The sequence below is a fragment of the Actinocatenispora comari genome, assembly GCF_017312725.1.
Taxonomy (GTDB): domain Bacteria; phylum Actinomycetota; class Actinomycetes; order Mycobacteriales; family Micromonosporaceae; genus Actinocatenispora; species Actinocatenispora comari.
In genome coordinates this window covers 1-24,731 of sequence record NZ_BOPO01000124.1, presented here as the reverse complement: position 1 = coordinate 24,731, position 24,731 = coordinate 1, and the positions used below count along the sequence as shown (strand labels likewise).

The 24,731-nt window shown below is 73.3% G+C and carries 20 protein-coding genes; 8 read left to right on the top strand and 12 right to left on the bottom strand.

The window, feature by feature from the left end:
- The first annotated feature begins 118 nt into the window (after positions 1–118).
- Entirely contained in the window at positions 119–1,390 is a 1,272-nt protein-coding gene (locus NUM_RS29375; RefSeq protein WP_207122392.1) for a M48 family metalloprotease, read from the top strand.
- Between the two features lie 21 nt (positions 1,391–1,411).
- Here NUM_RS29375 and NUM_RS29370 read toward each other — a convergent pair whose 3' ends face one another.
- Positions 1,412–2,311 (bottom strand): hypothetical protein, encoded by a 900-nt coding sequence (locus NUM_RS29370; protein WP_207122391.1) that lies wholly within the window; start codon positions 2,309–2,311, stop codon positions 1,412–1,414.
- A gap of 352 nt (positions 2,312–2,663) precedes the next feature.
- On the opposite strand from NUM_RS29370, the gene NUM_RS29365 reads away from it, so the two are divergent.
- The gene (locus NUM_RS29365; RefSeq protein WP_207122390.1) at positions 2,664–4,007 is read left to right on the top strand and encodes a hypothetical protein; all 1,344 of its coding nucleotides are present in this window, start codon (positions 2,664–2,666) and stop codon (positions 4,005–4,007) included.
- A 42-nt stretch (positions 4,008–4,049) separates the two neighbouring features.
- Here the strand turns inward: NUM_RS29365 and NUM_RS29360 are convergent, their stop codons facing one another.
- The 3 genes from NUM_RS29360 to NUM_RS29350 form a co-directional block, all read right to left on the bottom strand.
- Positions 4,050–5,537: a sodium:solute symporter family protein gene (locus tag NUM_RS29360; protein ID WP_207122389.1), complete on the bottom strand. Its 1,488-nt coding sequence runs from the start codon at positions 5,535–5,537 to the stop codon at positions 4,050–4,052.
- Positions 5,534–5,770 carry a DUF3311 domain-containing protein gene (locus NUM_RS29355; RefSeq protein WP_207122388.1) on the bottom strand — a complete coding sequence of 79 codons (237 nt, stop codon included), beginning with the start codon at positions 5,768–5,770 and terminating at the stop codon, positions 5,534–5,536. The genes NUM_RS29360 and NUM_RS29355 overlap by 4 nt, the downstream gene beginning before the upstream one ends.
- Before the next feature lie 122 nt (positions 5,771–5,892).
- Positions 5,893–7,176, bottom strand: coding sequence for an amidohydrolase (locus NUM_RS29350; protein WP_207122387.1), 1,284 nt, complete (start codon positions 7,174–7,176; stop codon positions 5,893–5,895).
- 289 nt (positions 7,177–7,465) lie between these two features.
- On the opposite strand from NUM_RS29350, the gene cuyA reads away from it, so the two are divergent.
- Entirely contained in the window at positions 7,466–8,470 is a 1,005-nt protein-coding gene (cuyA, locus tag NUM_RS29345; protein WP_207122386.1) for a D-cysteate sulfo-lyase, read from the top strand.
- 16 nt (positions 8,471–8,486) lie between these two features.
- Here cuyA and NUM_RS29340 read toward each other — a convergent pair whose 3' ends face one another.
- Complete coding sequence (locus tag NUM_RS29340) at positions 8,487–9,398, bottom strand: LysR family transcriptional regulator (RefSeq protein WP_207122385.1); 912 nt, start codon at positions 9,396–9,398, stop codon at positions 8,487–8,489.
- A 106-nt stretch (positions 9,399–9,504) separates the two neighbouring features.
- On the bottom strand, positions 9,505–10,566 hold the full coding sequence (locus NUM_RS29335; protein ID WP_207122384.1) for a hypothetical protein: 1,062 nt from the start codon (positions 10,564–10,566) through the stop codon (positions 9,505–9,507).
- A 138-nt stretch (positions 10,567–10,704) separates the two neighbouring features.
- Between NUM_RS29335 and NUM_RS29330 the strand changes: the two genes are divergently transcribed.
- Positions 10,705–12,045, top strand: coding sequence for a hypothetical protein (locus tag NUM_RS29330; RefSeq protein WP_207122383.1), 1,341 nt, complete (start codon positions 10,705–10,707; stop codon positions 12,043–12,045).
- A 334-nt stretch (positions 12,046–12,379) separates the two neighbouring features.
- Here NUM_RS29330 and NUM_RS29325 read toward each other — a convergent pair whose 3' ends face one another.
- Both NUM_RS29325 and NUM_RS29320 read right to left on the bottom strand, forming a co-directional pair.
- The gene (locus NUM_RS29325) at positions 12,380–14,044 is read right to left on the bottom strand and encodes an alpha-galactosidase (protein ID WP_207122382.1); all 1,665 of its coding nucleotides are present in this window, start codon (positions 14,042–14,044) and stop codon (positions 12,380–12,382) included.
- Between the two features lie 308 nt (positions 14,045–14,352).
- A complete protein-coding gene (locus tag NUM_RS29320) occupies positions 14,353–14,553 on the bottom strand; it encodes a hypothetical protein (RefSeq protein WP_203964697.1) in 201 nt (66 codons plus the stop codon).
- A gap of 423 nt (positions 14,554–14,976) precedes the next feature.
- On the opposite strand from NUM_RS29320, the gene NUM_RS29315 reads away from it, so the two are divergent.
- On the top strand, positions 14,977–16,068 hold the full coding sequence (locus NUM_RS29315; protein WP_207122381.1) for a glycerophosphodiester phosphodiesterase family protein: 1,092 nt from the start codon (positions 14,977–14,979) through the stop codon (positions 16,066–16,068).
- 99 nt (positions 16,069–16,167) lie between these two features.
- Here NUM_RS29315 and NUM_RS29310 read toward each other — a convergent pair whose 3' ends face one another.
- From NUM_RS29310 to NUM_RS29295, 4 genes are read right to left on the bottom strand one after another with little or no spacing between them, the layout of a single operon-like run.
- Positions 16,168–17,628: an MFS transporter gene (locus tag NUM_RS29310; RefSeq protein ID WP_207122380.1), complete on the bottom strand. Its 1,461-nt coding sequence runs from the start codon at positions 17,626–17,628 to the stop codon at positions 16,168–16,170.
- The gene (locus NUM_RS29305) at positions 17,625–19,265 is read right to left on the bottom strand and encodes an AMP-binding protein (RefSeq protein ID WP_207122379.1); all 1,641 of its coding nucleotides are present in this window, start codon (positions 19,263–19,265) and stop codon (positions 17,625–17,627) included. Before NUM_RS29305 ends, NUM_RS29310 begins: the two co-directional genes overlap by 4 nt.
- A gap of 54 nt (positions 19,266–19,319) precedes the next feature.
- Entirely contained in the window at positions 19,320–20,234 is a 915-nt protein-coding gene (locus NUM_RS29300; RefSeq protein ID WP_207122378.1) for an ATP-grasp domain-containing protein, read from the bottom strand.
- Positions 20,231–21,130, bottom strand: a complete 900-nt coding sequence (locus NUM_RS29295; RefSeq protein ID WP_207122377.1) for a family 3 encapsulin nanocompartment shell protein — start codon at positions 21,128–21,130, stop codon at positions 20,231–20,233. Before NUM_RS29295 ends, NUM_RS29300 begins: the two co-directional genes overlap by 4 nt.
- 326 nt (positions 21,131–21,456) lie before the next feature.
- On the opposite strand from NUM_RS29295, the gene NUM_RS29290 reads away from it, so the two are divergent.
- From NUM_RS29290 to NUM_RS29280, 3 genes are all read left to right on the top strand, one after another.
- The gene (locus tag NUM_RS29290; protein ID WP_207122376.1) at positions 21,457–22,707 is read left to right on the top strand and encodes a DegT/DnrJ/EryC1/StrS family aminotransferase; all 1,251 of its coding nucleotides are present in this window, start codon (positions 21,457–21,459) and stop codon (positions 22,705–22,707) included.
- Entirely contained in the window at positions 22,704–23,600 is an 897-nt protein-coding gene (locus NUM_RS29285) for a sulfotransferase (RefSeq protein ID WP_207122375.1), read from the top strand. The genes NUM_RS29290 and NUM_RS29285 overlap by 4 nt, the downstream gene beginning before the upstream one ends.
- Positions 23,601–23,667: 67 nt before the next feature.
- Positions 23,668–24,444 carry an SDR family oxidoreductase gene (locus tag NUM_RS29280; RefSeq protein WP_207122374.1) on the top strand — a complete coding sequence of 259 codons (777 nt, stop codon included), beginning with the start codon at positions 23,668–23,670 and terminating at the stop codon, positions 24,442–24,444.
- Positions 24,445–24,731: the final 287 nt, after the last annotated feature.

Below are 24,731 nucleotides of genomic sequence, written 5' to 3'. Positions count from 1 at the left end.
CCGGTGCACCAAGGTACGGGGCCGGGGCGTGCACCGCGCGGAGTACGGCCGACGGGACAGGGTGGATGGGCCGTTCGGGGGAGGGGCGGATGATGGGGTTTCGATAGGTTCGGCCGCCGTGACGACCGAGATGTCCGCTGCCTGCCCGAACTGCGCCGCCCCGCTGGTGGCCGACGAGCGGTACCCGTCGTGGTGCCCCGGGTGCGAGTGGGGCGTCGACCCCAGCCCGCCGAAGCCGCCGCGCGGCCGGGTGAACCGGTGGATCCGGAAGGTCGGCGACCGGACCATGGCCTCGGTGCACGAACGCCTCTGCCGCGCCGAGGTGTCCCGTCCGAGCCGCGACGTGGCCTGGGTGCTCACCTACGTACTGGCCGCGGGCGTGCACGCGGTGACCGTCGCCGTCGCGGTACTGGGAATCTGGCTCTGCCTCACCGGCCGGCTGGTGCTCGTCCCGCTCGGGCTGCTCGCGCTGGCGATCGTGGTGTTGTTGCGGCCCCGGCTGGGGAAGCTGGACCCGGAGGTCGAGCTGCTCGACCGTGACGAGGCGCCGCAGCTGTACGCGCTGTGCGACGCCGTGGCCGACGCGATCGGTGCCCGGCACATCGACCAGATCGGCCTGGATCCGGACTTCAACGCGTACTACACCGTCGTCGGCATCCGGCAGCGCCGGACCATGGTGCTGGGCGCTCCACTGTGGACAGTGTTGGACCGGCAGGGCCGGGTCGCGCTGCTCGGCCACGAGCTCGGCCACGGTGCGAACGGCGACAACCGGCAGGGCGTGTTCGTCGGCGGTGCGCTGCGCGCGCTGGTCCGCTGGTACGAGCTGGTGCGGCCCGGCCGGGACAGCGCCTTCGCGGCCCGCGGAAACCCGTTCGCGATGGTCGCGGGTCTGCTGTTGCTGATCCCGCAGGCGGTCATCGGTGGCGCACTGTACTGCGTGATCGTGGCGTTCGGCTTGGCGTTGCTGAGGGTCGGCCAGCGGGCCGAGTACCTGGCCGACGCGATGGCCGTCCGCGCCGGCGGACGGTCGGCGGCCCGGTCGCTACTGGAGACGTTCCTGGTGACCGACACCCTGCTGCGGGCCGGCCGGCTGGTGCCCCGGAACGCGCCGGCGGGTGAGTCGTACGCGGCGATCGTCGCGCATGCCGCGGAACTGCCGGCCACCGAGAAGGACCGGCTGTTCCGGCGGGGTCGGATGCGTCGGCACCGGGTCGACTCGTCGCACCCGCCGACCGCGATGCGGCTGGACCACGCCGCCAGCCGGCCGGACGAGCCGGCCCGGGTGGTACTCGACGCCGGACGGGCCGCTGCCATCGACGCCGAGCTGGCGGTACCGCTGGCCCGGCTGGAACGGCGGTTCCGCGACCTGGTCCGCGAGTACGAGGTCTGAGGGACGACGGTCGAGCGGTGGTCAGGTCGTCGAGGGGTAGACGTAGATCTCCGTTCGGGCTTCGTCGACGTCGTCGGGCGGGCCGTACTTGACCCGGAGGGACTGGTCGGACCAGCCCGGCGGGAGCGAGACGTCGAGGCCGAGATCGGTCATCGACGAGCCGCCGACGATGTGTCCCTTGGCGTTGCGGAACACGGCCGTCACGCCCGCCCGGGACAGCACCGTCCGGTACGACGAGTCGACCCGGAACGTGACGTAGAGAGTGCCGCGGTCGTTCCGGAACGCGCCGATCTTGCCGGCTCCCCAGTACGGCACGGGCTCGCCCTTGCCTCGCCAGTCGGTCCGGATCCGGCCGATGGACAGGGTCGGCGGCTTGCCGGGGTCGACCCACCAGCGCGTCGTGCCGACCCGGATCCGGACGGCGGCGACGGCGGGGTCGTCGAGGTAGGTGACGCCGCCGACGCCGGTGCGCCGGCCGGGCAGCACGGCGGGGACCGTGGCCTGCTCGTAGAACCCCTCGACCTTGATCTTCTTGCCGGCCCGGTCCAGGTAGGTGATGCGCAGCTCCACCGCGGCGGTCGCCGCACCGCTGGTGTTCTCGATGACGGCGCCCCAGGTGACCTGCGGCTCGCCGGCCACGTCCTTGATGTTCTCGAAGCCGGTCTCGTCGATCTTCACCGTGCCGTGGTCCGGCGGGGTCTCCAGCGGCGCGTACCGGCTGCCGGCGTTCGACGGTGACGCGGACGGCGACGGTGACGACGGCGCCGCGGTGGGCAGCCTGTGGTCGGTGCCGCCCTTGACGGCGAGCAGGACGATCAGCACCAGGATGGCCGCGACCAGCAGCAGCGACACCAGGTGCCGGCGCAGCGGCGAGCGTCGCACGCCAGCCGGGTCGGGCGGTGCGGCTCCGGCGTCGGTCATCCCCACTCCTCGACTCGCGGTATCCGGGCAGGTTAACGAGGCCGCGCAACCCGCCCCGGCGTTGACGCGACCTCGTACGATCTCCGGCACGTCGAGCCCCACCCGGAGGTAGCGAGCCATGGACAGCGCAGCGGACCCGCAGCGTCCGGCGGATCCGCCGCGCACCGATCCGGCGCCCCCAGCCGATCCGCCGCGCACCGATCCGGCGCGTCCGGCGGATCCGGCGGGTACCGATCCGGCGCGTCCGGCGGATCCGGCAGGTACCGATCCGGGGCGTTCGGCGGGTGTGGACGCCGAGCGTCCGGGGGCCCCGTCGCCCGTGGATGCGAAGGGCCCGGCGGAGCCACCCGGCGTGGATGCGGAGGGGCAGCGGGGCCCGTCCGGCGCGGCTCCGGAGTCCGCGGCGGGTGACGAGGCGGCGTCCGTCGAGGTCGCCCCGCACGTCCGAGGTGGCGAGGCGGCGCCCGCCGACGGCGCCCCGGACGTCGCAGGGGACGAGGCGGGGCCCGTCGAGGGTGCGCTGGACGTTCGATCGGCCGTGCGCGTCGTCGAACAGGCGAACGCGGGGCCGGTCCCGGCCGGGGCGGTGCGTCGGCGTTCCCGGTGGGGACGGATCGCGTGGTACGCGGTGGCGGGGGCGGTGATCGTGCTGCTGACGACGCTGCTGGTGTGGCCGCGGCAGCCGACCGACGCCGAGCGGCAGGTACGCGCGTTCCTGACGGCGGTCCAGCGCGGTGACGTGGCGGCAGCGCAGCGGCTGGTGGACGACCGGCCGGACACGCGCATGTCGAGTCCGTCGTTCCTGCGGTCCGACGTGCTGCGGCAACGCTGGCGCGTCACCTCGGTACGGTCGGACGACGACGCCGACGAGCGCTCGTACTCCGCGGAGGTGGACGCGACGATCGCGGTGCCGGGCGGTCCTTCGGTCACCCACCGGTTCGACTTGGTCCGGGAGAGCGGCGACGGCGCCTGGCGGTTGCGGGATCCGTACGTGTACCTGACGTTCGGCACGTTCCCGGTGAGCTACGTCGCGATCAACGGCCACCGCGAGAAGCTGCCGCGCCCGGGCGAGAACACCACCTACGGCGCACGGTACGTGCTGTTCCCCGGCGTGTACCGGTTCTTCTCGTCGGCGCCGGCGGTCACCCACTCGACGAGGGCGTACCCGTTGATGCCCGGGCAGTACGCCGTGCGGCAGGACGACGACGCGTCGGCCGCCGGGCCGAACGCCCTGACCCTCCCCCGGATGCGCCTGACCGGCTCGGCGCAGCGGAAGGCGCAGCAGGCGGTGTACGACTACCTGGACGACTGCGTGCGGCGGGCCAAGCTGGTGACGCCCGGCTGCCCGTTCGGCGCCGAGTCGGTACCGGAGCCGGGCCGGCCCGATCGGATCTTCTACGGGCGCGAGATCAAGTCCACCCGATGGAAGCTGCAGCGCCACCCGGAGGTCACGATCGAGCCGGTCGGCAACGAGTTCCAGGTGGTCGACCGGCGGCCCGGGACGCTGAAGCTGACCGTCACCGGTACCGACGAGGACACCGGTTTCCATGCCACCACGTCGATGTCCTGCCCGACCCCGGACGGCGTGCTGCGGGTCGACGTCACCGACTCCGGCGGGTTCCGCGTCTACCCGGAGGGCGGCCGGTACGGCGCGGACCGCGTCGACCGTTCCCCGATCCGCTGGCAGACCTGCTGATCGCCGTGCCCCGGCAGCGTCGCCGGGACACGGCGGTCTCCGTCAGGCCGGCGCCGGTACGGTGCGCGGCAGCGTGCTGTCCGGGATCCCGACCGCGATGTTCGCCTGCTCCGGCGCGCGGGTGCAGAGGCTGACGGCGACCAGGACCACCGTGTTGACCGCCACGGCGAACAGCCCTACCTCGATCGACGAGATGCCCGACCACCAGGTCGACACCTGCGGGATGCCGACCAGCGCGATGCCGACGAGCGAGCCAGCGGCGACGCCGTACGCGGTGGTGCGGCGCCAGATCAGCGACAGGACGACGGCCGGCCCGATCTGCGCGATCCCGCTGTACGCGACGAGCAGCAGGCTCACGATGGTCGAGCTGGAACCGAGCGTCAGGTACGCGGCGATCGCGACGCCGACCACGGTGGCGAGCCGGCCGACGAGCAGCCGGTGCCGGTCGGACAGGTCGGCGGTCGGCCGGTAGATGTTGCGCGCCACCGTGGTGCCGAGGGTCAGCAGCATCACCGTGGACGGCACGAGCGCGACGAGAATGCCGGTCCCGGCGGCGATCCCGATGAACCACTGCGGGAAGTACCGGTAGATCACCGACACCAGCGCGGTGTTGGAGTCGGTCAGGTGCGGCAGGGTCAGCAGCGCGGCGAACCCGATCACGAAGATGAAGAAGTACGACAGGGTGTAGATCGGTTGCAGCACGGCGTTGCGCCGGATCGCCCGGTCGCTCTTCGCGGACAGGTTGGCCTGGAACGAGTGCGGCCACATCCAGTAGCCGATGTTCGTCATCAGGATCGACGAGCAGAACCACCAGGGGCTGTAGTGCGTACCGGACTGCATCCCCGGCAGGTTGGTGTAGTTCGGGTGCTGCTCGGCCATGTGCCGGAAGATGCCGCCGATGCCGCCGAGTCCGGTGAGCGTGCCGATGGTGACGAACACGGCGACCACGACGCCGACCACGAACACGTCCTTGACCATCGAGGCGAACGCCGAGGAGCGCAGCCCGGCGGTGAACGTGAAGGTCAGCAGCAGCAACGCACCCACCAGTACGGCGAGCGGCTTGCCGACCGAACCGTGGAACATCACGGTCAGGATGGTCGACAGCCCGGTCAGCTGCACCTGCACGTACGGGATGAGCGCGAGGACGCCGATCAACGCGATGAGCCCGGCGAGCCAGCGCCGGCCGAACCGGGCCCGGATGTAGTCCGCCTGCGACATCACGTTGTGGTCGTGCCCGGCCCGCCAGATCTTCGGCAGCAGCCAGTACCCGAGCACGTAGCCGAGCGGCGCGTTGGCGAGGATGTAGAACCCGGGCGCGCCGTACGCGTAGGCCCAGCCGGCGGCGCCGAGGAACGCGAACGTCGTGTAGATCTCGCCGGCGGACAGGAACCACAGCAGGATGCCGCCGAAGCTGCGGCCGCCGACCGCCCACTCGCTCATGGTGACCTTGCGGCGCCGGCGGGCCAGGTAGGTGGTGCCGCCGGTGGTGACGGCGACGATGAACAGCGCGATACCGAGGGCGACGGTCATCGTTGCACCGCCGTCGGTTCGTCGGCTGCCGGGGCGTCGAGGGCGTTGTCGAGCCGCCACACCACGGCGATGCTGCCGGCCGTCACGAGCACGCCGATCAGCGCCCACCACAGCAGCAGCGGCACGTCGAGCGGGCTCGCGTGGACCAGGTTGACGGCCGGTACCGCCGCCACCGTCCACAGGTAGGGGATCACGAGGAGCAGTCGATGGCGTCGTCTGGTCGGTCCGGACATGCTGGTCTCCACCTCCATCCGGGGGCGTCGGCCGCCGGAACCGTTGCCCGGCGGGCACGGTGCGCGGGTGGCTCAGCCGACGCGGGAGCTGCCGGGCGGTGCGCCCGGCGGGTCGCCGTGCCTCACTCGGGCACGGTCTGGTTGCGTACCAGGGACTCCAGCAGGTCGACGGCGAGCGGCAGCGCTGCCTCGTCGAGGTCGAAGGTGCCGGAGTGGTGCGGTGCCGGGCTGCTCGCGCCGATGCCGAAGTAGCCGGCGACGCCGCCGCGATCCTGTACCCGGCGCATGAACGCGGTGGCGTCGTCGCTGCCGATGCCGGCGCCGGGTGCGCCGACGGTGACGCCGATCCGGTCCGCCGCGGCGCCCAGCGCGGCGGTGACGGCGGGATCGTTGCCGGCGGTGGTCACCGCGCCGATCAGCTCGACGTCCACGTCCAGCCCGTACGTGCCGGCCGCGCCGGCGAGCATCCGGCGCACGCGGCGTTCCAGTTCGGCGTTGACGTCGCCGTCGTCGGCCCGGGTCTCCAGCCGCAGCTCGGCCCGGTCCGGCACGATGTTGCTGACCGTACCGCCGTGCAGCGCGCCGACGTTGACCCGCGTCTGGTGTCCGGAGAACGACGGCATCGTGTGCACCGCAAGGGTTGCCGCGGCGGCACCGAGCAGCGCGTGCCGGCCGTGTTCGGGCGCCATCGAGGCGTGCGCGGCGGCGCCGCGGAACACCGCGCGCAGCTTGGAGTTGGCCAGCAGTCCCGCCACGTCGGTACAGATGGTGCCGGTCGGCAGGCCCATGCCCAGGTGCGGTGCCACGAACACATCCACGTCGTCGACGACGCCGGCGGCGACCATCGCGGCGCCACCACGCCCGCCCTCCTCGGCCGGCTGCAGGATCAGCCGTACCTCGCCGGGGAAGTCGCGGTCGATGAGCCGGTCGGCGAGCGCCAGGGCCACGGCGACGTGCCCGTCGTGCCCGCAGGCGTGCATCCGTCCGGCCCACCCGGACCGGAACCCGAGCCGGCTCGGCGCATGCTCGTCGGCATCGGACTCGTCGAGCGGCAACGCGTCCAGGTCGGCCCGGAACGCGAGCACCGGCCCCGGCCGGGAGCCGCGCAGCCGGGCCACCACGCCGGTCAGCCCGCCGCGCAGCGCCGGCAGGTACCGGGGATCGGCGCCGCTGTCGGCCGCCCGCTGGTACGCCTCGGCCAGCTCCGCGTCGTCGGGCACGCCGAGCCGCGCGTCGGCGTCCAGTACGGGCGCGCCGGCCGCCACCTGCCAGCCGAGATCGGCCAGCCGGCCGGCGGCCCGGCTCGCGGTACGGAACTCGGTGAAGCCGACCTCCGGGTGCCGGTGCAGGTCCCGGCGCAGCGCGACTACGTCCGCGGGCGGGCCGGTGGGTGCCGGTTCGGTCATGCTGGTGTCCTTTCCCAGGGCGGAACGCAACGGGCCGCGTGCGGGGACGCCGGTCGGACCCGGCCTGGTGCGGCCGTACCGAGCGGTCGGGCTGTGGCCGTTCGCGTGGTGACGCGGGCCGCATTGCCGGGATTCTGCTGGGCACCGGAGGGGCCGTCAACGGATCCGCCGCTGGCATGCACGATCCGCATGGGCCCTCGAAATCCGGCATTGGACCGCCCGGTACCGGTTCTGCTGTACTCGCCCGGGGGCCCGCTACCGGCCCCGGTTCGCCGATGGGAGGCCACGGATGCAGCTCGCTCGATTCCCCCGGTACCGGCTGGGGCACCTGCCCACGCCGCTGGAGCCGATGCCCCGGTTGACGGAGGTGTTGCGCGCCAAGGGTTCGACGGTGCCGCACCTGTGGATCAAGCGGGACGACTGCACCGGGCTCGCAACCGGCGGCAACAAGACCCGCAAGCTGGAGTACCTGCTCGCGGACGCGCTGGCGCAGGGCGCCGACACGCTGATCACGCAGGGCGCGACGCAGTCCAACCACGCCCGGCAGACCGCTGCCGCGGCGGCCCGCGCCGGCCTCGGCTGCGCGCTGCTGCTGGAACGCCGGCAGGTCCGCGACGACGACTACGAGGCGTCCGGCAACGTGCTGCTGGACACGATCCTCGGCGCCCGGATCGCCGACCGGCTGCCGGCCGGTACGGACATGGCGAAGGCGATGGAGTCGCTCGCCGACGACCTGCGCGCCCAGGGGAAGCGGCCGTACGTGATTCCCGGCGGCGGGTCGAACCCGGTCGGCGCGCTCGGGTACGTGGGCTGCGCGCAGGAGCTCGCGACCTCCGACGTACCGATCGACTGGGTGGTGCACGCGACCGGCAGTGCGGGCACCCAGGCCGGGCTGCTCGCCGGGCTGCTCGCGATGCGCAGCGGCATCCAGGTGCTCGGGGTCAGCGTCCGGCAGCCGGAGGCGGTGCAGCGGCCGCTGGTGCACGACCTCGCCGTACGCACCGCCGAGCTGATCGGCGCGCCCGGCGCGGTGGGCCTGGACGACGTGCAGGTGGACGACCGCTGGACCGGACCCGGCTACGGGGTACCGACCGACGAGATGGTCGCCGCGGTCCGGCTGCTCGCCGAGACCGAGGGCATCCTGCTCGACCCGGTCTACTCGGGCAAGGGGTTCGCCGGGCTGCTGGGGGCGATCGAGGCCGGGCGGTTCGCCGCCGACGAGCACGTGGTGTTCGTGCACACCGGCGGCAGCGTCGGCCTGTTCGGCTACCGCAGCACGTTCGCCCCGGAGTAGCCGACGTCGGCCCGGGTCAGCCGGTCGGGTCCCGGTCCACGGTGGCCCGCTCCCAGACCTCGGCGGCGTGACTGCTGGCCCGCTGCCGCCGGTTGCGGCTGAGCCGGATCTCCAGCCCGGCGGTCCACTGCCCGTCGCCGACCGGCGTCATCCGTCCGGCCGCCACCTGCTCGGCGGTGAGCAGGCCGGGCAGCCAGCCGACCCCGAGGCCGGCGGCGACCAGCGCCGCCAGTACCGAGGTGAGGTCGCTCTGCGCGACCGGGCGCAGCCGGGGCCGCCGACCGGCCAGCGTCCGGTCGGTGACCCGGCCGAGGAACGAGCCGGCGCCGTGGCTGACGTACGGCACCTCCGGGCCGTCGTCCGGCGACCGCCGCGGGTCGGGCAGCCGGTACGTGTCGGGCCGGGCGTACGGCGCGAGCCGGTCCCGCGCGACCAGTACCGACTCCAGGTCGCTGTCGCCCAGTTCCAGCGGGTGCAGCGGGTCGACGTAGGCGAGCAGCAGGTCGCAGCCGCCGTGCACCAGCGTGTCGTACGCCTCCAGCGTGTTCGCCGCGAGCAGCAGGCAGGTCAGCTGCGGCGCGTCCGCGGTGATCGACCGCCACCACCCGGCGAAGTAGTGCGTGGCGAGGCTGTGGCTGACCGCCAGCCGGACCGGGTGCGCCGGCATCGTCTGCCGGCCGCGCATCTCGTCGTGCAGCGCGGACAGCCCCGCCACCACGTCGGCGGCGCGGGCCCGCAGCACCCGGCCGCTCGGGGTCAGCGTGATCGGCAGGCTGGTCCGGTCGACCAGGTCGGTGCCGGCCCACTGCTCCAGCGCGCGGATCCGCCGGCTGAACGCCGGCTGGCTGATGTGCAGCGACTCGGCCGCTCGGGTGAAGCTGCCGTGCTCACCCAGCGCCACCAGGCTCTCCAGCCAGACCACGTCCATGCCGCGAGGGTACGCAGCCGACCGGCACCGATCGGCCGGACCGCGCGTACCGCCTGATCGGCCGGCCGCGGCCGGTCAGCTGGACCGGTCGCCGGACGACGGCCAGTCAGTCCCGCCGGGAGTACAGGTAGACCTCGGTCTTCGCGTCGACGGCGCCCGCCGGCGGCGGGTACCACACCCGGACGGTCTGCTCGGACCAGCCGGCCGGGACCAGGACGTCGGTTCCGAACGAGTCGAGCGGGGCGCCGCCGACGATCCGACCGTGCTCGTCCCGGTAGACCGCGGTGTAGGCGGGGTAGGACAGCAGGCTCGGAAAGGTGGACTCCACCCGGAACGTCAGGTACAGGTTGCCGCGCCGGTTGGCCTCGGCGGTCGGATGCTTCCAGTGTCGGGCCTGCTGGCCCTGGTCCCGCCAGTCGGTGGTGAGGTTGCTCGCCCGCAACGACTGCCGCTTCGACGTCACCGTCCACAGCACGCTGTCCACGCTGACCTGGACGGTCGCCGGCGCCTTGCTCGGCAGGTACCCGACGCCGCCGACACCGGCCCGGCTGCCGGGCAGGATCTCCGCCGCCTTCGCCCTGCGGGAGAAGTCCCGCACGGCGATGGTCGCCCCGTCGTGGTCGCGGTAGGTGATCTTCAGCAGGACGGCGGCGACCGCGCTGTGGCTGCTGTTGGACAGGACGACGCCCCAGCTCACCGCGGGGTCGCCGGCCGGCGTGGTGATGTTCCGGAAGCCCGACTCGGCGATGCTCAGCGTGCCGTGATCCGGCGCCGCCCGCCCGGTCGACACCGTCCCCTTGGTACGCGAGGACGCCGAGGGCGATGCCGCGGCGACCGGTTCGGTGCCGGTGCCGGTGTGCCGCACGACCAGGATCCCCGCCAGTATCAGGATCACGACCAGCAACGATGCCGACGCGACGTGCCAGCCCGGCGCCAGCCGCGCACCGTCGGCCGCCGGCTCGTCGGCCGCGGGCACGTCGTCGTCGGGTTCGGCGGCATCGGCCGGGATGTCGTCCTCCGGCTCCGCGGCACCGGCCGGCACCTGGCCGTCCGGCTCGGCGGACCTGGCCTCCGGCCCGGCGGCGGCCGCCGGCTCGGCGGCGCCGGCGTCCCGATCGCCGGCGCCGGGTGGGCCGTCGTCCTTCGGCTCGGACGCGGCGTCGCTCATCGGCTGCTCCCCAGGTTCGTGATATCCGAGCACGCTAGCGTTGTCGCGCGACGGAGTCACGATCGACCGTTCCCGTACGATCTCCGCTACGCCGGTTCGCCCCGAGTCGGCGTCCAGCCCAGCCCCAGGGGTGGCCGCATGGAACGCGCAACGGACGACCCCCGGCGCCCGGACGGCTCGGCCGAGCCGGCGCCCGGCGTGTCCCAGCTCGGCACCACGGCCGACGTGCCGTGCGTCGAGCCCGAGGACGACGTGCCGTACGTCGAGCCGGAGGACGACGTGCCCCCGCACGCGGAGCCGGGCGACGACGAGCCGGAAGACGACGTGCCCGAGCACGACGAGCCGGAAGACGACGTTCCCGGTGCGGTGCCGGGCGACGCCCGGCTGCGGAGCGCGCGGCAGCGGTCGATCACCTGGTACGCGGTGGCCGGCGTGATCATCGTGCTGCTGCTCGGGATCCTGGTGTGGCCGGGCGCCACGAGCCCGGCCGAGCGGCAGGTACGCGCGTTCCTCAGCGCGATCCAGCGGGGTGACGTGGCCGCGGCCACCGCGGTGGTGGACGACGAGCCCGACTCGTCCGCGGACGACTCGTTCCTGCGGGTGGCCGTGTCCCGGCAGCGGTGGCACCTCGACTCGGTGCGGGCGGTACCGAGCGCGCTCGGGCCGGGCGAGAGCCTGGTCGACGCGACGATCTCGACGGCCGGCGGCCGGACCGCCTCGTACCGGTTCACCGTGTTCCGGTCCGGCGACGACTGGCGGCTGCGCGACCCGTACGTCTACCTGACGTTCGGGACCTTCCCGCTGCCGTACGTCGACGTCGACGGGCACCGGAAGGCGCTGCCCGAGACGGCCGCGCGGGTCGCGCGGGTCGGCAAGCTCGCCCTGCTTCCCGGGGTGCACCGGTTCTTCGCCTCGGCCCCGGACACCGTCACGGTGGCCCGCTCCGGGTACCCGCTGATGCCGGGGACGTACGTGCTGCGGCAACCCGATGCGATCGTGCTCGACGGCACGCCGGTCACGCTGCCCCCGACGACCCTCACCGCCGAGGCGCAGCGGCAGGCGCAGCACCAGGTCGACGCGTACCTGGACGCCTGCGCGACGCACCGGAGGCTGGTCACCCCGGGCTGCCCGTTCGGCGCGGGGTCGGTGCCGGTACCGGGCCATCCCGGCCAGGTGTTCAGCGGCGCCGAGGTGACGTCGGTGTCGTGGGCGGTGGTACGGCATCCGGTGATCACGGTCCAGCCGGACGGCAACGAGTTCTCGGTCGCGGACCGCCGGCCCGGCCTGGTGAAGCTGACCGTGACCGGCACCGACCGGCAGACCGGCGTGCACGCGACGACGACGCTGACCTGTCCCACCCGCGACGGCGTGCTGCGCGTCGACCTCACCGACTCCGGCGGCCTGCGCCTCTACCCGGAAGGCGGCCGGCACGCCGGCGACGACCTCGGCAGGCAGGATTTCCGCTGGCCCACCTGCTGACCCTCGCGAAGCCGGCCGCGGACCGGCCAGAGTTCAGGATGATGGTCCGAATGGGGGCCGTTCCGATCACGGAGGCCAGGGCGCACGTCGCCGAGCTGGCCGACCGCGTCGCGCGCGAGTCCGATCACCCGCAACGGTCGGGCCGACGTCGTGCTCATCCCGGTCGAGTACGAGCAGAGCTCGACAGGCGTCGCGGCGGCGAACGGTGGCCGCCGCACCGAGCGGACCGTACCCGGTGCGCCATCGGCGCGACGCCTGCCGATGCTGAAGCGTCCACAATGGATGGTCGAGGCGGCGCGGCGCGCGACCGTCGGGGGTCGCGCGCCGCACCGGGTCAGCGGCCCAGGCGATGGATCCGGTACATCGCGACGCCGTGCGCCGGTACCGCCGCGGACAGCTCGGCCGGGACGTGGGTACGCGCGGTGTCCGCCCACAGATCCCGGACCAGGTAGCGGTTGTCGGCGGTGACGCCGAGCTGCGCCGGGGTCGCGGTGACCTGCCGGGTCGTCGTACCGCGGTTGCGCAGGACGACGGCGCGGTCGCCGTTGTGCAGCACGCGGACCCAGACCTCGGTGTCGCCGCTGCTGGCGACGAGCGTACCGGCCTGGCCCAGCCGGTCCTGGTCGACGGCGATGACCGCGGAGTTGCCGAGCACCTCGGCGGTGTCCGCGCTCATCGTCCGCACGTCCGCGCCGGCGATCAGCGGTGCGGCCATCATCGCCCACATGCTGAAGTGGGTGCGCTCCTCGTCCGGTGTCAGGCCGGGGAATCCGTCGAGCCGGACGCCGACCTCGAGCATGTCCGGGTCGTTCCAGTGCCCGGGCCCGGTCGCGCTGCCCAGCCTGCCGTTCTGCTCGATGATGTCGTCTACACCCCGGTACCAGGATGTGCTGTGCCACAACGGTTTGATGTCCTGCGTCGTGCGCCAGAGGTTGGCGATGTCGGCGAACGACGTGCCGTCCTGGGTGTTCGCGTTGATCGAGTAGACGATGGGTCGGCCGGTCGCCGCGAGCGCGTCGCGCATCCGGGCGAAGTTGTCCTGCTTGACCTTCAGATCGGTCAGCGGGTTGTCCAGCCGGATGGTGTTGCCGCCGGCGGCCAGCGTCACGTCCATCCGGTACGAGGCGGTCTGCTGTGCGGACGGCGACGGGTCGAAGCGGATCCGGTCGCCCGCCCGCTGGCCGTTCACCGTCACGTACCCGGTGGGGTAGTAGGAGGTGCGCGGGTCGGCGCCGTACAGGTAGTCGATCCCGAGCCGGTAGGTGCCCGCGGTCGGTACGTCGACGGAGAAGTCGAGCGCGCCCTTCGCGGCGCCGAGCCCGGTGACCCGCGCGCCGCCGGAGCAGGTCGGGCAGGACACGGTCTTCGCGGTGCCCGACGGCTGCGCCGCTTCCCCTTCGTACGAGCTGGTCTGGTCGCCGCCGGTCAGGGTGATGCGGTCGACGTCCGGCAGCGCCGACTTCTCGGTGAAGCAGTGGTCGTACTTGAGGTAGTCGACGCCCCAGGACGCGAAGGTGCGCGCGTCGAGGTCCTCGTGGCCGAGGCTGCCGGGCAGCCGCTGGCAGGTGCCGGTACCGGCGGTCGAGTAGATCCCGAGCTTCAGCCCCTGCGCGTGGACGTGGTCGGCGAGTGCCTTGATGCCGCTGGGGAAGCGGGTCGGGTCGGCCTGCAGCCGTCCCGCCTGGTCCCGTTGCGGCGCCTGCCAGCAGTCGTCGATGTTGACGTACCGGTAGCCCTTCGCGGCGAGCCCGGACGAGACGAGGTGGTCGGCGGTGCTCTCGATCAGGTCCTCGTCGATGGCGCAGCCGAAGGTGTTCCAGCTGTTCCAGCCCATCGGCGGGGTCGCCGCGAGGTCGTTGTCGAGGGCGGCGGCGGGTGTTGTCGCCGCGGCGGTGAGTGCAGTGGCGACGGCGACCGCCGCGCTCGCGGCGGCGAGGAGGCGCCGGAGCCGGGCGCGCGGTCTGTCGGGCAGGGCCGGTACGGGCGTGGAGGTATCCACGGTGCCCCCTCTGTCCTGTTTGAGTGGGGATCAATGGTCGATCTGTGTGGAATCCTGATCGACGATGTTTGATCGTGAAACCTAGGCGTCGACGCTGCTCGCGTCAAGAGTCAACAGCGCTGCCGCCCGGTCACCCTTCGCGGCCAGCGCAGCAGCGCGCCGGCCGACCGGCCGGGTGCGCGTGCGGGAGCACGGACACGGCGCGATCGACCGGCGCACGGCGCGCGGCACGAAGGTCGGACAGCGGGTTACGGGCTGGCGCTCAATGCATCCACAGTGGACTCATAGGTCCACTGTGGATGGTGCGGTCAGCGGCGGCGGTGGTGCGGGAGCAGGCGGAGCAGTTCCAGCACCCGGTCGAGGTTGGACGCCTCGTACTGTTCCCCGTCCACCAGGACCGACCAGCCCCGGCCGTTGCGGATCGCGGAGGCGAGGATCCGTCCGTGCGCGTGCACCTGGACGGTCTGGCCGCTCGCCACGGCCAGTGTCGGCAACTCTGTCTGGGTCATGCGTTCCCCCTGATCATGACCGGTTTCGGTAGCGCAACCCCCTGCGCACCCGGTGCCACGACGATGGTCCCGGCCCCCACCGGCATCCCCCCGGTTGCCCGACGGGGACCGGGACCCGCACGTGACCTCGGCGGCCCGCCCGCGAGTCGGTTCGCCACCTCCGACGACTGTGGAGGTGGCGAACCGAGCTCGTGAGGACACGTGGTCGGTGACGTCGTGTACCGGAGCAAGCGTGCCAGTCGGTTCCCGCGGGGCGACAACGGTACGTCAACACAACGGTTGACACCGCTGATCGCGGCATGTGAAGACCCGATCAATCAGGTGTGCAGCGCGAAACCGTTGCTTACAACTCAGCAGCGCCGATACGACGTCGATCGATGTCGGGTCACCGGGACCGGCCCGGTTGCCCGTAGCATCCCCCGGATGAGCGGAAAACCCGAATGGCCGCGGATCGGTACCTGCGTCGCGCACCGGGGTGCGTGCGGCACCGCGCCGGAGAACACGATCGCCGCCTGCAGCACGGCGATCGAGCAGGGTGCCCGGACGATCGAGGTGGACGTGCAGCGCTGCGGTGACGGCGAGCTGGTCGTGATGCACGACAGCAAGCTGCGCCGTACCACCGACATCGCGCAGGTGCTGCCGGACCGGGCGGACGCGACGATCAACGAGCTGACCATGGCGGAGTTGCGCAAGCTCGACGCCGGCGCCTGGTTCGACGAGCGGTACCGCGGCGAGCCGGTACCGACGCTGACCGAGCTGCTGGCCGCGATCGACGGGCGCAGCACGCTGTTCATCGAGCTGAAGTGGCCGGAGCGCAGCCCGGGGATCGAGGAGCAGCTGGCCGAGGAGCTGCACCGCTGCCTCGGCGACCGGCTGAACGACCCCGGTCATCCGCCGGTGGCGATCCAGGTCAGCGACCCGGACCGGCTGTGGCAGCTGCACGACCTGCTGCCGACCGTACCGATGTGCCTGATGAGCGGGCTGACCTACATGCTGGAGCTGGACCGGTTCGCGGCGCTGGGTGACTGGGTCTCCGGGTACACGCCGCTGGGCCGGCTGCTGACCGCCGAGCACGTGACAGCCGCGCACGAGCACGGGATCCGGGTGCTGCCGTGGACGATCGACGCACCGGAGACGGTCGCGGCGATGCGCGATCTCGGCGTCGACGCGGTGATCACCAACAACGTGCCGTTCGCGCAGCCGATCCTGGCCGGGCAGCCGAGCCGGTTGCCGCGCACGCCGGTACGGATCGAGTCGGCCTCGGCGGTCGACGAACGCACCGTGCTGCGGGCGGAGTCCACTGTGGACCTGAGCGGCTGGTCGCTGCGCAACCACCTGCTGCGCCGGCAGCCGTTGCCGGCGCGCCAGCTCGCCGCCGGCGAGACGCTGGAGGTCGACTCGGCGAGCAAGAAGTTCCTGGACAACTACGGCGACACGGTCGCCCTGTACGACGCCGACGACATCGTCGTGGATCTGCACTGCTACCGCGAGCTGGCGGCACCCGCCGCGGAGTGACCCGCCCCGGAGGTCCGGTGGTACGCGTGGGGCCGGCGGGGAAAGCGACCCGCCCCGGGCGTCCGGTGGTACGCCGTGGGTCCGGGTTCCGGTGCGCCGTCAGGGGCGTGGTGTCCGGCGGCGAAGGGTGCCGGCCACGGTGGCCGCGAGCGCCAGGACGACGAGCGCGGCGGCGGCGAGGAAGCCCCGGTCGACGCCGACCGCCAGTGCCTGCGCGTCCGGCAGTCGCCGGTACGCCGCGACCGTCGTCCAGGTGATGCTGCCGAGCAGCGCCAACCCGACCGCGCCGCCGAGCTGCCGGGCGCAGTTGAACACGCCGGAGGCGATGCCGGTGTCCCGCTCGCCGATGCTCGCCATCGCCTCGACGGTCATCGGCGGTGCGGCGACGCCCAGGCCGGCGTAGGTCAGCGAGCTGGGCACCAGCAGGTCGGTCAGGTAGCCACCCGAACCGTCCATCATGGACAGCCAGCCGACTCCGACCGCGGCGACCGCCAGCCCGCCGAGCACGACGGTACGGGTACCGAGGCGGCGCAGCAGCGGGCCGCTGGCGCGGGAGCAGACCACCAGCAGCGCGGTCATCGGTAGGAAGACCAGCGCGGTACGCATGGGGCTGTAGTGCCAGATGCGCTGCAGGAACAGGGTGAGGAAGAACGCGATCCCGGTCATCGCCATGCTGTACGCGACGATCGCCAGGTAGTTGCCGACCCGGGCCCGGCCGGCGAACAGCCGCAGCGGGAGCAGCGGCCGCCGGCTGCGCCACTCCACCAGCACGAACACGCCGAGCAGCAGCGCGGCGCCGGCGACCGATCCGAGTACCGCCGGGTCGGCCCAGTGCACGGTGCCGGACGGGTCGGCGGCGGCCCGGGTCAGCCCGTACACCAGCAGCGTCATGCCGAGCGTGCCGGTCAGCGCTCCCGGTACGTCGAAGCGTCCGGGCCGGCGGCCCGACTCGGGGAGCACCCGCGGCGCGAGGGCGACGACGAGGATCCCGAACGGCACGTTGACCAGCATGATCCAGCGCCACGACGTCAGGCTCGCGATCAGCCCGCCGGCCAGCAGGCCGATGCCACCGCCGGCGGTACCCAGCGCGGTGTAGATGCTGATCGCCCGGGCCCGTGCCGGGCCGTCCGGGAACGTGGTGGCGAGCAGCGACAGCGTCGCCGGGCTGGCCGCTGCGGCGCCGGCGGCCTGCGCCGCGCGGGAGGCGATCAGTTGCCACGGCGCCTGCGCCAGGCCGGCGGTCAGCGACGCGACGGTGAACAGCACCAGCCCGAACACGAACATCCGGCGCCGGCCGAACACGTCGCCGCACCGGCTGCCGAGCAGCAGCAACCCGCCGAAGGCCAGCGCGTACGCGGTGATCACCCACTCCAGGTCGGGGCCGGAGAAGTGCAGCCCGGTCTGGATGTGTGGCAGTGCCACCGTCACGATCATCGTGTCCAGCAGGAACATCGTCTGCGCGGCGCAGATCACGGCCAGCGCCGCGGTACGGGCCCGGGAGCCGTCGGTGCGGCCGGCCGCGTCCTCGTCCGGGCTGCCGACCCCCGCGGTACGCGTCATCGCGGCGCCGCGGCCAGCTCCAGCCGTTGGTGCAGCGGGGCGCGCTGGATCTTGCCCAGCGAGTTCCTCGGCAGCTGCCAGACGAACTGCACCCGGTCGGGCCAGAACACCCGCGCCATCCCGGTCCCGCCGAGGTACTCGTGCAGTTCCGCGAGCGTCGGTGGCTGCCCGTCCGGTACCACGACGGCACAGCACAGCTCGGAGCCCGGCACGGTCGGATCGGGGTAGCCGACGAGCGCCAGCTCCTTGATCCCGGGGTGTCGGGCGAGCAGCCCCTCGACCTCCAGTACCGGCACCTTCATGCCGTTGGAGCGGATGATCAGGTCGCTGCGGCGGCCGACGATGCGGATGCCACCGCGCCCGTCGGGGCGCGCGATGTCACCGGTGTCGAACCAGCCGTCGTCGTCGAGGCACTCGTCGTAGGTGTCGCGCTGGTGCAGGTAGCCGAGGCACTGCGAGGCGCCCCGGACCAGCAGGCGGCCCGCCTCCTCGCCCTCCGCCGCGTCGATGCGGACGTCCATCCACGGCACCGCGCTGCCGTCGCTGCGGGTCGCCCAGTCGTCCGGGTCCGCCGGTCTGGTCATGGTGACCGCGGCGTTCTCGGTCATGCCCCACAGCGCGTGCACCGGTACCCGGAAGGTGTCGCGTACCGACTCGACCAGGTCGGGCAGCAGCGGCGCGGAACCGGAGACGATCCGGTGCAGCGAGCCGGTGTCGCGGGCCCGCTCGCGCTGCCGGGCGATCAGGTCGACCAGGTAGCCGGGCGACATGTACGCCCAGCTGACGCCGTGCCGCTCGATCGAGTCGAGCAGCAGCCCCATGTCGTTCGGCCGGTCGTACAGCAGCCAGGTCGCGCCCAGCTGCAACGGCATCAGCGCGCCGTAGGTCATGCCCGCCATGTGCGTGTGCGGGTGCGGCACCACGATCACGTCGTCGGCACCCAGTCCGTACGGCTCGGCGCCGGCGCGGGCCGCCGCGTACAGCGTGTTGCCGGTGTGCGCCACCGCCTTCATCTGGCCGGACGTGCCGGACGTGCAGACCAGTACGGCGGGCTCGTCCGGGCGCAGCGCGAGCGCCGGGTCGGGCGCCGGATGCTCGGTGGCGAGGAAGAACTCGGTGAAGTCGATGGCGTCGGCAGCCGAGCCGTCCCCGATCACCACCCGGTGCCGTACCGTGTCCGGTGCCGCGGCGGCCATCCGGGCACCGAGATCGAGGTCGCCGATCCGGTCCAGCCCGATGCACACCGGCGCCCGGCTGACGGTCATCGTGTACCGCAGTTCGCGCTCGGCGAGCGCCGGGAACATCGCCGCGCTGACCGCGCCGATCCGGGCGCAGGCCAGCCACAGCGGGGTCAGCTGCCAGACGTTCGGCAGGTACGTGGCGACCACGTCACCGCGCTCGACGCCGAGCGCCAGCAGCGCCCCGGCGAACCGTTCGACCAGGTCGGCGAGCTCGCGGTAGCAGATCGTCCGCGGCGTGTCGCCCTGGTACGCGATGATCGCGGGGTGCTCCGGGCGGGTCTCGGCGGCCCGTGCCAGATCGTCCAGGAACGTCTCGTCCCGCCACCAGCCGGCGGCGCGGTACCGGGCCGCCAGCTCGGCGCTCGGCAGCCGCAGCGACTCCGCTCCGTACATCATGATCCGTTGTCCCCCAACGCTCGTCGGTGCGCCGATCGTGCCGGTGGCGGGCCGTCAGGACCGCTTCTCGATCCAGTCGAAGATGCCGGCGTGGCCCTCGGCGGCGGGCCCGTCGCCGAAGATGGCGAGGAAACCGGGCACCATGTTGACCTCGAGAATCCGGTACCCGTCCGGGGTCGGCAGGATGTCCAGCCCGGCCCAGGTGAGGCCCTGGTGCCGGGCGGCCCGGACGGACAGGTCGATCAGCTCGTCCGGTGCGTCGAACCGCTCCCAGCTCGCGCCCTCCAGCGTCTTGCACCGCCAGGTACCGGCCGCGGGCAGCTTGAGCATGTTGATCGGCGTCGCCTCGCCGCACACGGTGATCCGCAGCTCGCCGTACTGGGTGGGGTAGAACGGCTGGCAGAACACCGTGCCGTAGCGGGCCAGCTGACTGTCCACGATGGACCGGTCGGCGTCCAGGTCGGTGACCCGCTCGACGTCGATGCCGCGCAGCCCGTACGACGGCTTGAGGATGATGTCGCCCCAGTCGGCGAGCGCCGCCGCCGCGTCCTCGACCGAGCTCACCGACCGGAACGGCGGCACCGGGAACCCGCCCTCGGCGAGCCGTTGCGCCATCAGGAACTTGCTCATCCCGCACAGCCAGGCGTCCACCGGATCGAACAGCCGCGGACCGAGCGCGTTGCTGAGCATCGTCAACCGCTCGACCCGGTCGCGCCACGGCCCGGCGGTGGCGGCCAGATCCTGCTGCCACACGTCCCCGATCAGGTTCGCCCGGGAGATCACCGCGTCGTAGCCGTCGACGTCGACACCCTTCGCGAGCACGGTCGCCCGCCCGTCGGCCCGGCGGTACTCGATCTCCTCCAGGGTGAAGCCGGACATCTCGTGGCCCCGTTGCCTGCCGAACTCCAGCAACGCGAGGGCGTCCGCGTCGATGCCGCTGTAGTCCCACAGCAGGATGCCGATCTTCATGCCGCCCCCTCCGCCGCCGGCAGGACCTCGATGGCCGGCGGCACCGTCTCCGGCGCCAGTACCAGCAGGGCGAAGTGCTGCGGCAGGTGCACCGCGAGGCCGACCCGGCCGCCGGCCTCGATCTCGGCCAGTTCGCCGTGGTGGCGCAGCGTCAGGGTGCCGCCGTCGCTGCCGTCCAGCAGCGTGACGCCGGCGCGGAAGTCGCCCAGCAGTACCTGGTCGGGGGCGATCATGCGGGTCCGGGTGATGCGCAGCCCGGCCGCGTCCAGGGTCGGCAGCGCGCCGAGCGCGATCAGTCGCCAGTAGGTGCGGGGGTGCAGGACCAGCGCGTCGCAGGAGCCGCCCTGGTCCTCGACGTCGGCGGCGGCGGCCATGATGCTGTCGAGCAGGTCGGTGCCGCCGCGGAGCCGGCGCAGGTCGGGGAGTCGGAGCAGTCCGGTGATCGCGCCGTCGGTGCTGCCGTGCAGCAGGACGTCGTTCTCCACCGTGCACAGTCGCACGATGACCCGGTGGTCGACGAACCGGGCCAGCAGTGCCGGGTCACGGCAGATCTGGGCCGGTACCGGTACCCGGACCCGGATCTCGGTGAGTGCCGCCTTGATCGCGCGGGGCTGCTGGTGCGCCTCGGGGGTCGCCGCGTACTCGGTGTCCAGGGTGACCTGGTGCGAGCCGCGGCGCTCCTCGACGAACGACACCGTCTCGTCCGCGATGGTGGCCGACTTGAGCAGGTCCCGTACCGGCGGGCGGGGCCGGGTCGCGGCCAGGGGGAAGTGCCGCGCGATCGCTCCTCGTACCACGGCGGTCGCGGTCTCGCCCGGCGAACGGCAGGCCGCCACGGCCAGCTCCTCGCCGGGTGTGCGGCTGGTCAGGTCGGGATCGTCGACGAGGTAGCGCAACGTACCCCCATCCGGGTGAGGACCGAACGCCTTGGGCGCCAAGGTAAGCAGGGTCGGCGAACGCGCCGGCCGGGGCGGGGCCCGGCGTGCTCGGCGACTCGAACCGAGACCCTAGGGCACAAATCCGGGGGCCAGGAAACTTCTGGGGAAAACCCTGGTTTCGCCCGTAGCTGGGTATACCGCGCCGGCACCGATCCGATTTCGTAAGCGCGAGCCCGGCATGACGCATCCGGGCCCGACGGCGGCCCCACGTCGTCGGTGCCCCGCCCCGGGCTCCTGGAGTGGTGCGGCAACGACGCCTGCCACCGGTCGGAAGGGAGCCGCCGATGGCCGCGAGTACCACCGACGTCACGCTGGCGATCGACGGCGGCACCCCGGTCCGTACGACCCGCTGGCCGGCCTACGACAACGGCGACGCCTACGTCGCCGACGAGGACATCGACGCCGCCGTCCGGGCGCTGCGCAGCCGCCGGTACTTCCGGTACGACACCCGCCCGCACGAAGCGACCGAGACCGGCGCGTTCGAGGCGGAGCTGTGCCGGTACTTCGGCACCGGACACGCGCTGGGTTGCGCCAGCGGCACCACCGCCCTCGCGCTGGGGCTGCTCGCGCTGGACCTGCCCGCCGGCTCCGACGTGATCTGCCCGACGTTCACGTTCGCCGCCACCCCCAGCGCGATCCTGCTCGCCGGACACCGCCCGGTCCTGGTCGAGTGCGACGACGAACTGCAACTCGATCCGGCCGACCTGCACCGCACACTCGCCGCCGGCGCCCGCGCGATCGTGGTGGTACACATGCGCGGGTTCGCCGCCGACATGCCCGCCCTCACCGCGATCGCCGACCAGTACGGGGTGCCTGTCGTCGAGGACGCGGTGCCGGCGCTGGGGGTCCGGCTGGCAGGCCGGCCGCTCGGCACCTGGGGCCGGGCCGGCGCGTTCTCCACCCAGTCGGACAAGGCGCTGAACACCGGGGAAGGCGGCTTCCTGCTCACGGACGACGCCACCCTGCACGCCCGGGCGCTGGTCTACTCCGGCGCCTACGAATCGCGCATGGCCCGGCACTTCACCGACCCTCCCGAGCTGGACGACCTGTCCCTGCCGCTGTACAGCTGGCGGATGGACGAGATCCGTGCCGCCCTCGCCCACGCCCAGCTCGCTCGGCTACCCGGCCGACTCGAAGCGCATCGCCGCAACTACGACCGGGTCGCCGCTGCCCTCGCCGACCGGTCGGACATCGCGGTCCGGCAGCCGGTCGCGCCCGGCGCCTACCTCGGCGAGGCGCTGCTGCTGCGGCTACCGGACGCACCGACGGCCTGCTGGTTCGCCCGCGCCCTGCGCGCCGAGGGGATCGGCGTCCGCGCCTTCGGCGACCCGAACGACGTCAACGTCCGCGCGTTCTGGAACTGGCGGTTCCTGCATCCGGACCCGGCCGCCGCCCGCGCCGCCTTCCCGGCCAGTACCTCCGCGGTGGCCCGCACCGTCGACATCCCGCTGTCGGCGAACCTGACGGAGGAGGACTGCGCCCAGCTGGTCGACGCGGTCGACAAGGTCGCCGCGGCTCTGCCGGGCCGGCGATGAACGAGCGGCCCGTCGTCGTCTACCTGACCGGCTGGTGCCGCAGCGGTACCACCCTGATCGGGAACCTGATCGGCGAGCTGCCCGGTGCGGTGCACGTCGGCGAGCTGCGGTACCTGTGGCGGCACGGGGTGCTGGGCGACGGCACCAACGACACGTGCGGCTGCGGCGCCCGGATCGCCGACTGTCCACTGTGGTCGGCCGTGCTGCGCCGGTTGGACGCCCCGGAGGTGGTGCCGGCCGTGCTGGACCGGCAGCGTCGGCTGCTGCGCACCCGGCACGCCGTCGCCCGGCTGGCCGAGAGCACCGCCACGACCCTGGCCCGGCGCGATCTGGAACGGCTCTACGAAGCCATCGCAGCGGAGACCGGTGCCCGGATCATCGTCGACAGCGGCAAGTTCCCGGCCGAGGCGGCGACGCTGTGCGGCAGCGGCCGGGTCCGGCCGTACGTGCTGCACGTGCTGCGGGATCCGCGCGCGATCGCGGAGTCGTGGCGCCGCCCGAAGGCGTACATCCCGGCCATGCCGGCCTGGCGCAGCACCGCCTACTGGGTCGCGTTCCAGCGCGCCTCGGCGCGGGTCGGCCGCGCCTTCCCGGACCGGTACCGGCGGCTGCGGTACGAGGACTTCGCCGCCGCACCGGCCGACACCCTCGGCGCGGTGCTCGCGGACTGGGGCCTCGCCGCCGTCGCACCGGTCGGCGCCGACGGCACCGCCGTACTGTCGCCCAACCACACCGTCACCGGCAACCCGGACCGGCTGCGGACCGGACCGGTCACCATCCGGCCGGACGATCGCTGGCGTTCCACCGCCCCGCGTACCACCCGGTACGTCGCCGCCTCGATCGCCGCACCGTGGCTGCACCGGTACGGCTACCGGCTGCGCGACACCGCCTGACGAACGGTCGGGTGGCCGGCGGCCTCCCGGCAGCCGGTGCGGAGCACCGAACGAGAGGAGCACCCTGGTGGATCTCGGTATCGCCGGCCGGGTCGCGCTGGTCTCCGGCGCGACCAGCGGGCTCGGCCTGGCCGTCGCGACCGCACTGGCCGCCGAGGGCGCCCGGGTCGCGATCTGCGGCCGGAACGAGCAGCGCCTCGCCGCCGCCGCCGACCAGGTGGCCGCGGCCCACCCGGTCGGTGGCGACGGGTCGGTCCGGGCCGACCGGGTCGACCTGCGCGACCAGGACGCGGTACGCGGCTGGATCGACGCGGTGGCAACCGATCTCGGCGAACCGGGCATCGTGGTGAGCAACGCCGGCGGCCCACCCGCCGGCCCGGTGACCGCGTTCGGCCTGGACGCCTACCGGGACGCCGTCGAGCTGTGCCTGCTCGCCCACATCGGCTTCGTGCAGGCGACGCTGCCCCGGTTGCGAGCGGCCGGCTGGGGCCGGATCCTGCTCGTCGCCTCCGAGACGATCCGGGCGCCCCGCCCGCAATACGGCCTGTCCAACACGGTGCGGCCCGGCCTCGCCGGCTACGCGAAGTCGCTGGTACCGGAGATCGGCCCGGACGGCGTCACCATCAACGTGCTCGCCCCCGGCTACCACCGCACCCCGGCGCTGACCAGCCAGTTCGCCGACCCCGACGCGGGCCTTGCCGACATCGCCGCCACCATCCCGGTCGGCCGGCTCGGCGCCCCGGCCGACTTCGCGGCCACCGCCGCCTTCCTCGCCAGCACCCACGCAGGCTTCATCACCGGCAGCACCATCCTGGTAGACGGCGGCGCCACCCCTTCCCTCTGACCCGCCACCCGCCAACGACCCTCAACCGACCACCCGAACCGGCCCGGCGTCCACCCGAACCGGCCCCGACGCTCCGAAGCGGCCAGGCGGTGTCCGGCCCGATCACCGTTCCCCGACGTTCCGAGGCGGCCAGGGGGTGTCCGGCCCGATCACCGTTCCCCGACGTTCCGAGGCGTGCCAGGCGGTGTCAGGATCTCGTCTCTGGTCTCCCGGCGGGGGATGGTCAAGGGGGCGAAGGCCCCCTTGACGGGGAGGGGTGTGGGGAGGGGCGAAGCCCCCTCCCCACG

Excerpts from the sequence above, each read along its gene's own strand:
- NUM_RS29370 (WP_207122391.1), bottom strand. The coding sequence starts at position 2,311 with ATGACCGACGCCGGAGCCGCACCGCCCGACCCGGCTGGCGTGCGACGC.
- NUM_RS29360 (WP_207122389.1), bottom strand. The coding sequence starts at position 5,537 with ATGACCGTCGCCCTCGGTATCGCGCTGTTCATCGTCGCCGTCACCACC.
- NUM_RS29355 (WP_207122388.1), bottom strand. The coding sequence starts at position 5,770 with ATGTCCGGACCGACCAGACGACGCCATCGACTGCTCCTCGTGATCCCC.
- NUM_RS29350 (WP_207122387.1), bottom strand. The coding sequence starts at position 7,176 with ATGACCGAACCGGCACCCACCGGCCCGCCCGCGGACGTAGTCGCGCTG.
- cuyA (WP_207122386.1), top strand. The coding sequence starts at position 7,466 with ATGCAGCTCGCTCGATTCCCCCGGTACCGGCTGGGGCACCTGCCCACG.
- NUM_RS29340 (WP_207122385.1), bottom strand. The coding sequence starts at position 9,398 with ATGGACGTGGTCTGGCTGGAGAGCCTGGTGGCGCTGGGTGAGCACGGC.
- NUM_RS29335 (WP_207122384.1), bottom strand. The coding sequence starts at position 10,566 with ATGAGCGACGCCGCGTCCGAGCCGAAGGACGACGGCCCACCCGGCGCC.
- NUM_RS29330 (WP_207122383.1), top strand. The coding sequence starts at position 10,705 with ATGGAACGCGCAACGGACGACCCCCGGCGCCCGGACGGCTCGGCCGAG.
- NUM_RS29320 (WP_203964697.1), bottom strand. The coding sequence starts at position 14,553 with ATGACCCAGACAGAGTTGCCGACACTGGCCGTGGCGAGCGGCCAGACC.
- NUM_RS29315 (WP_207122381.1), top strand. The coding sequence starts at position 14,977 with ATGAGCGGAAAACCCGAATGGCCGCGGATCGGTACCTGCGTCGCGCAC.
- NUM_RS29310 (WP_207122380.1), bottom strand. The coding sequence starts at position 17,628 with ATGACGCGTACCGCGGGGGTCGGCAGCCCGGACGAGGACGCGGCCGGC.
- NUM_RS29305 (WP_207122379.1), bottom strand. The coding sequence starts at position 19,265 with ATGATGTACGGAGCGGAGTCGCTGCGGCTGCCGAGCGCCGAGCTGGCG.
- NUM_RS29300 (WP_207122378.1), bottom strand. The coding sequence starts at position 20,234 with ATGAAGATCGGCATCCTGCTGTGGGACTACAGCGGCATCGACGCGGAC.
- NUM_RS29290 (WP_207122376.1), top strand. The coding sequence starts at position 21,457 with ATGGCCGCGAGTACCACCGACGTCACGCTGGCGATCGACGGCGGCACC.
- NUM_RS29285 (WP_207122375.1), top strand. The coding sequence starts at position 22,704 with ATGAACGAGCGGCCCGTCGTCGTCTACCTGACCGGCTGGTGCCGCAGC.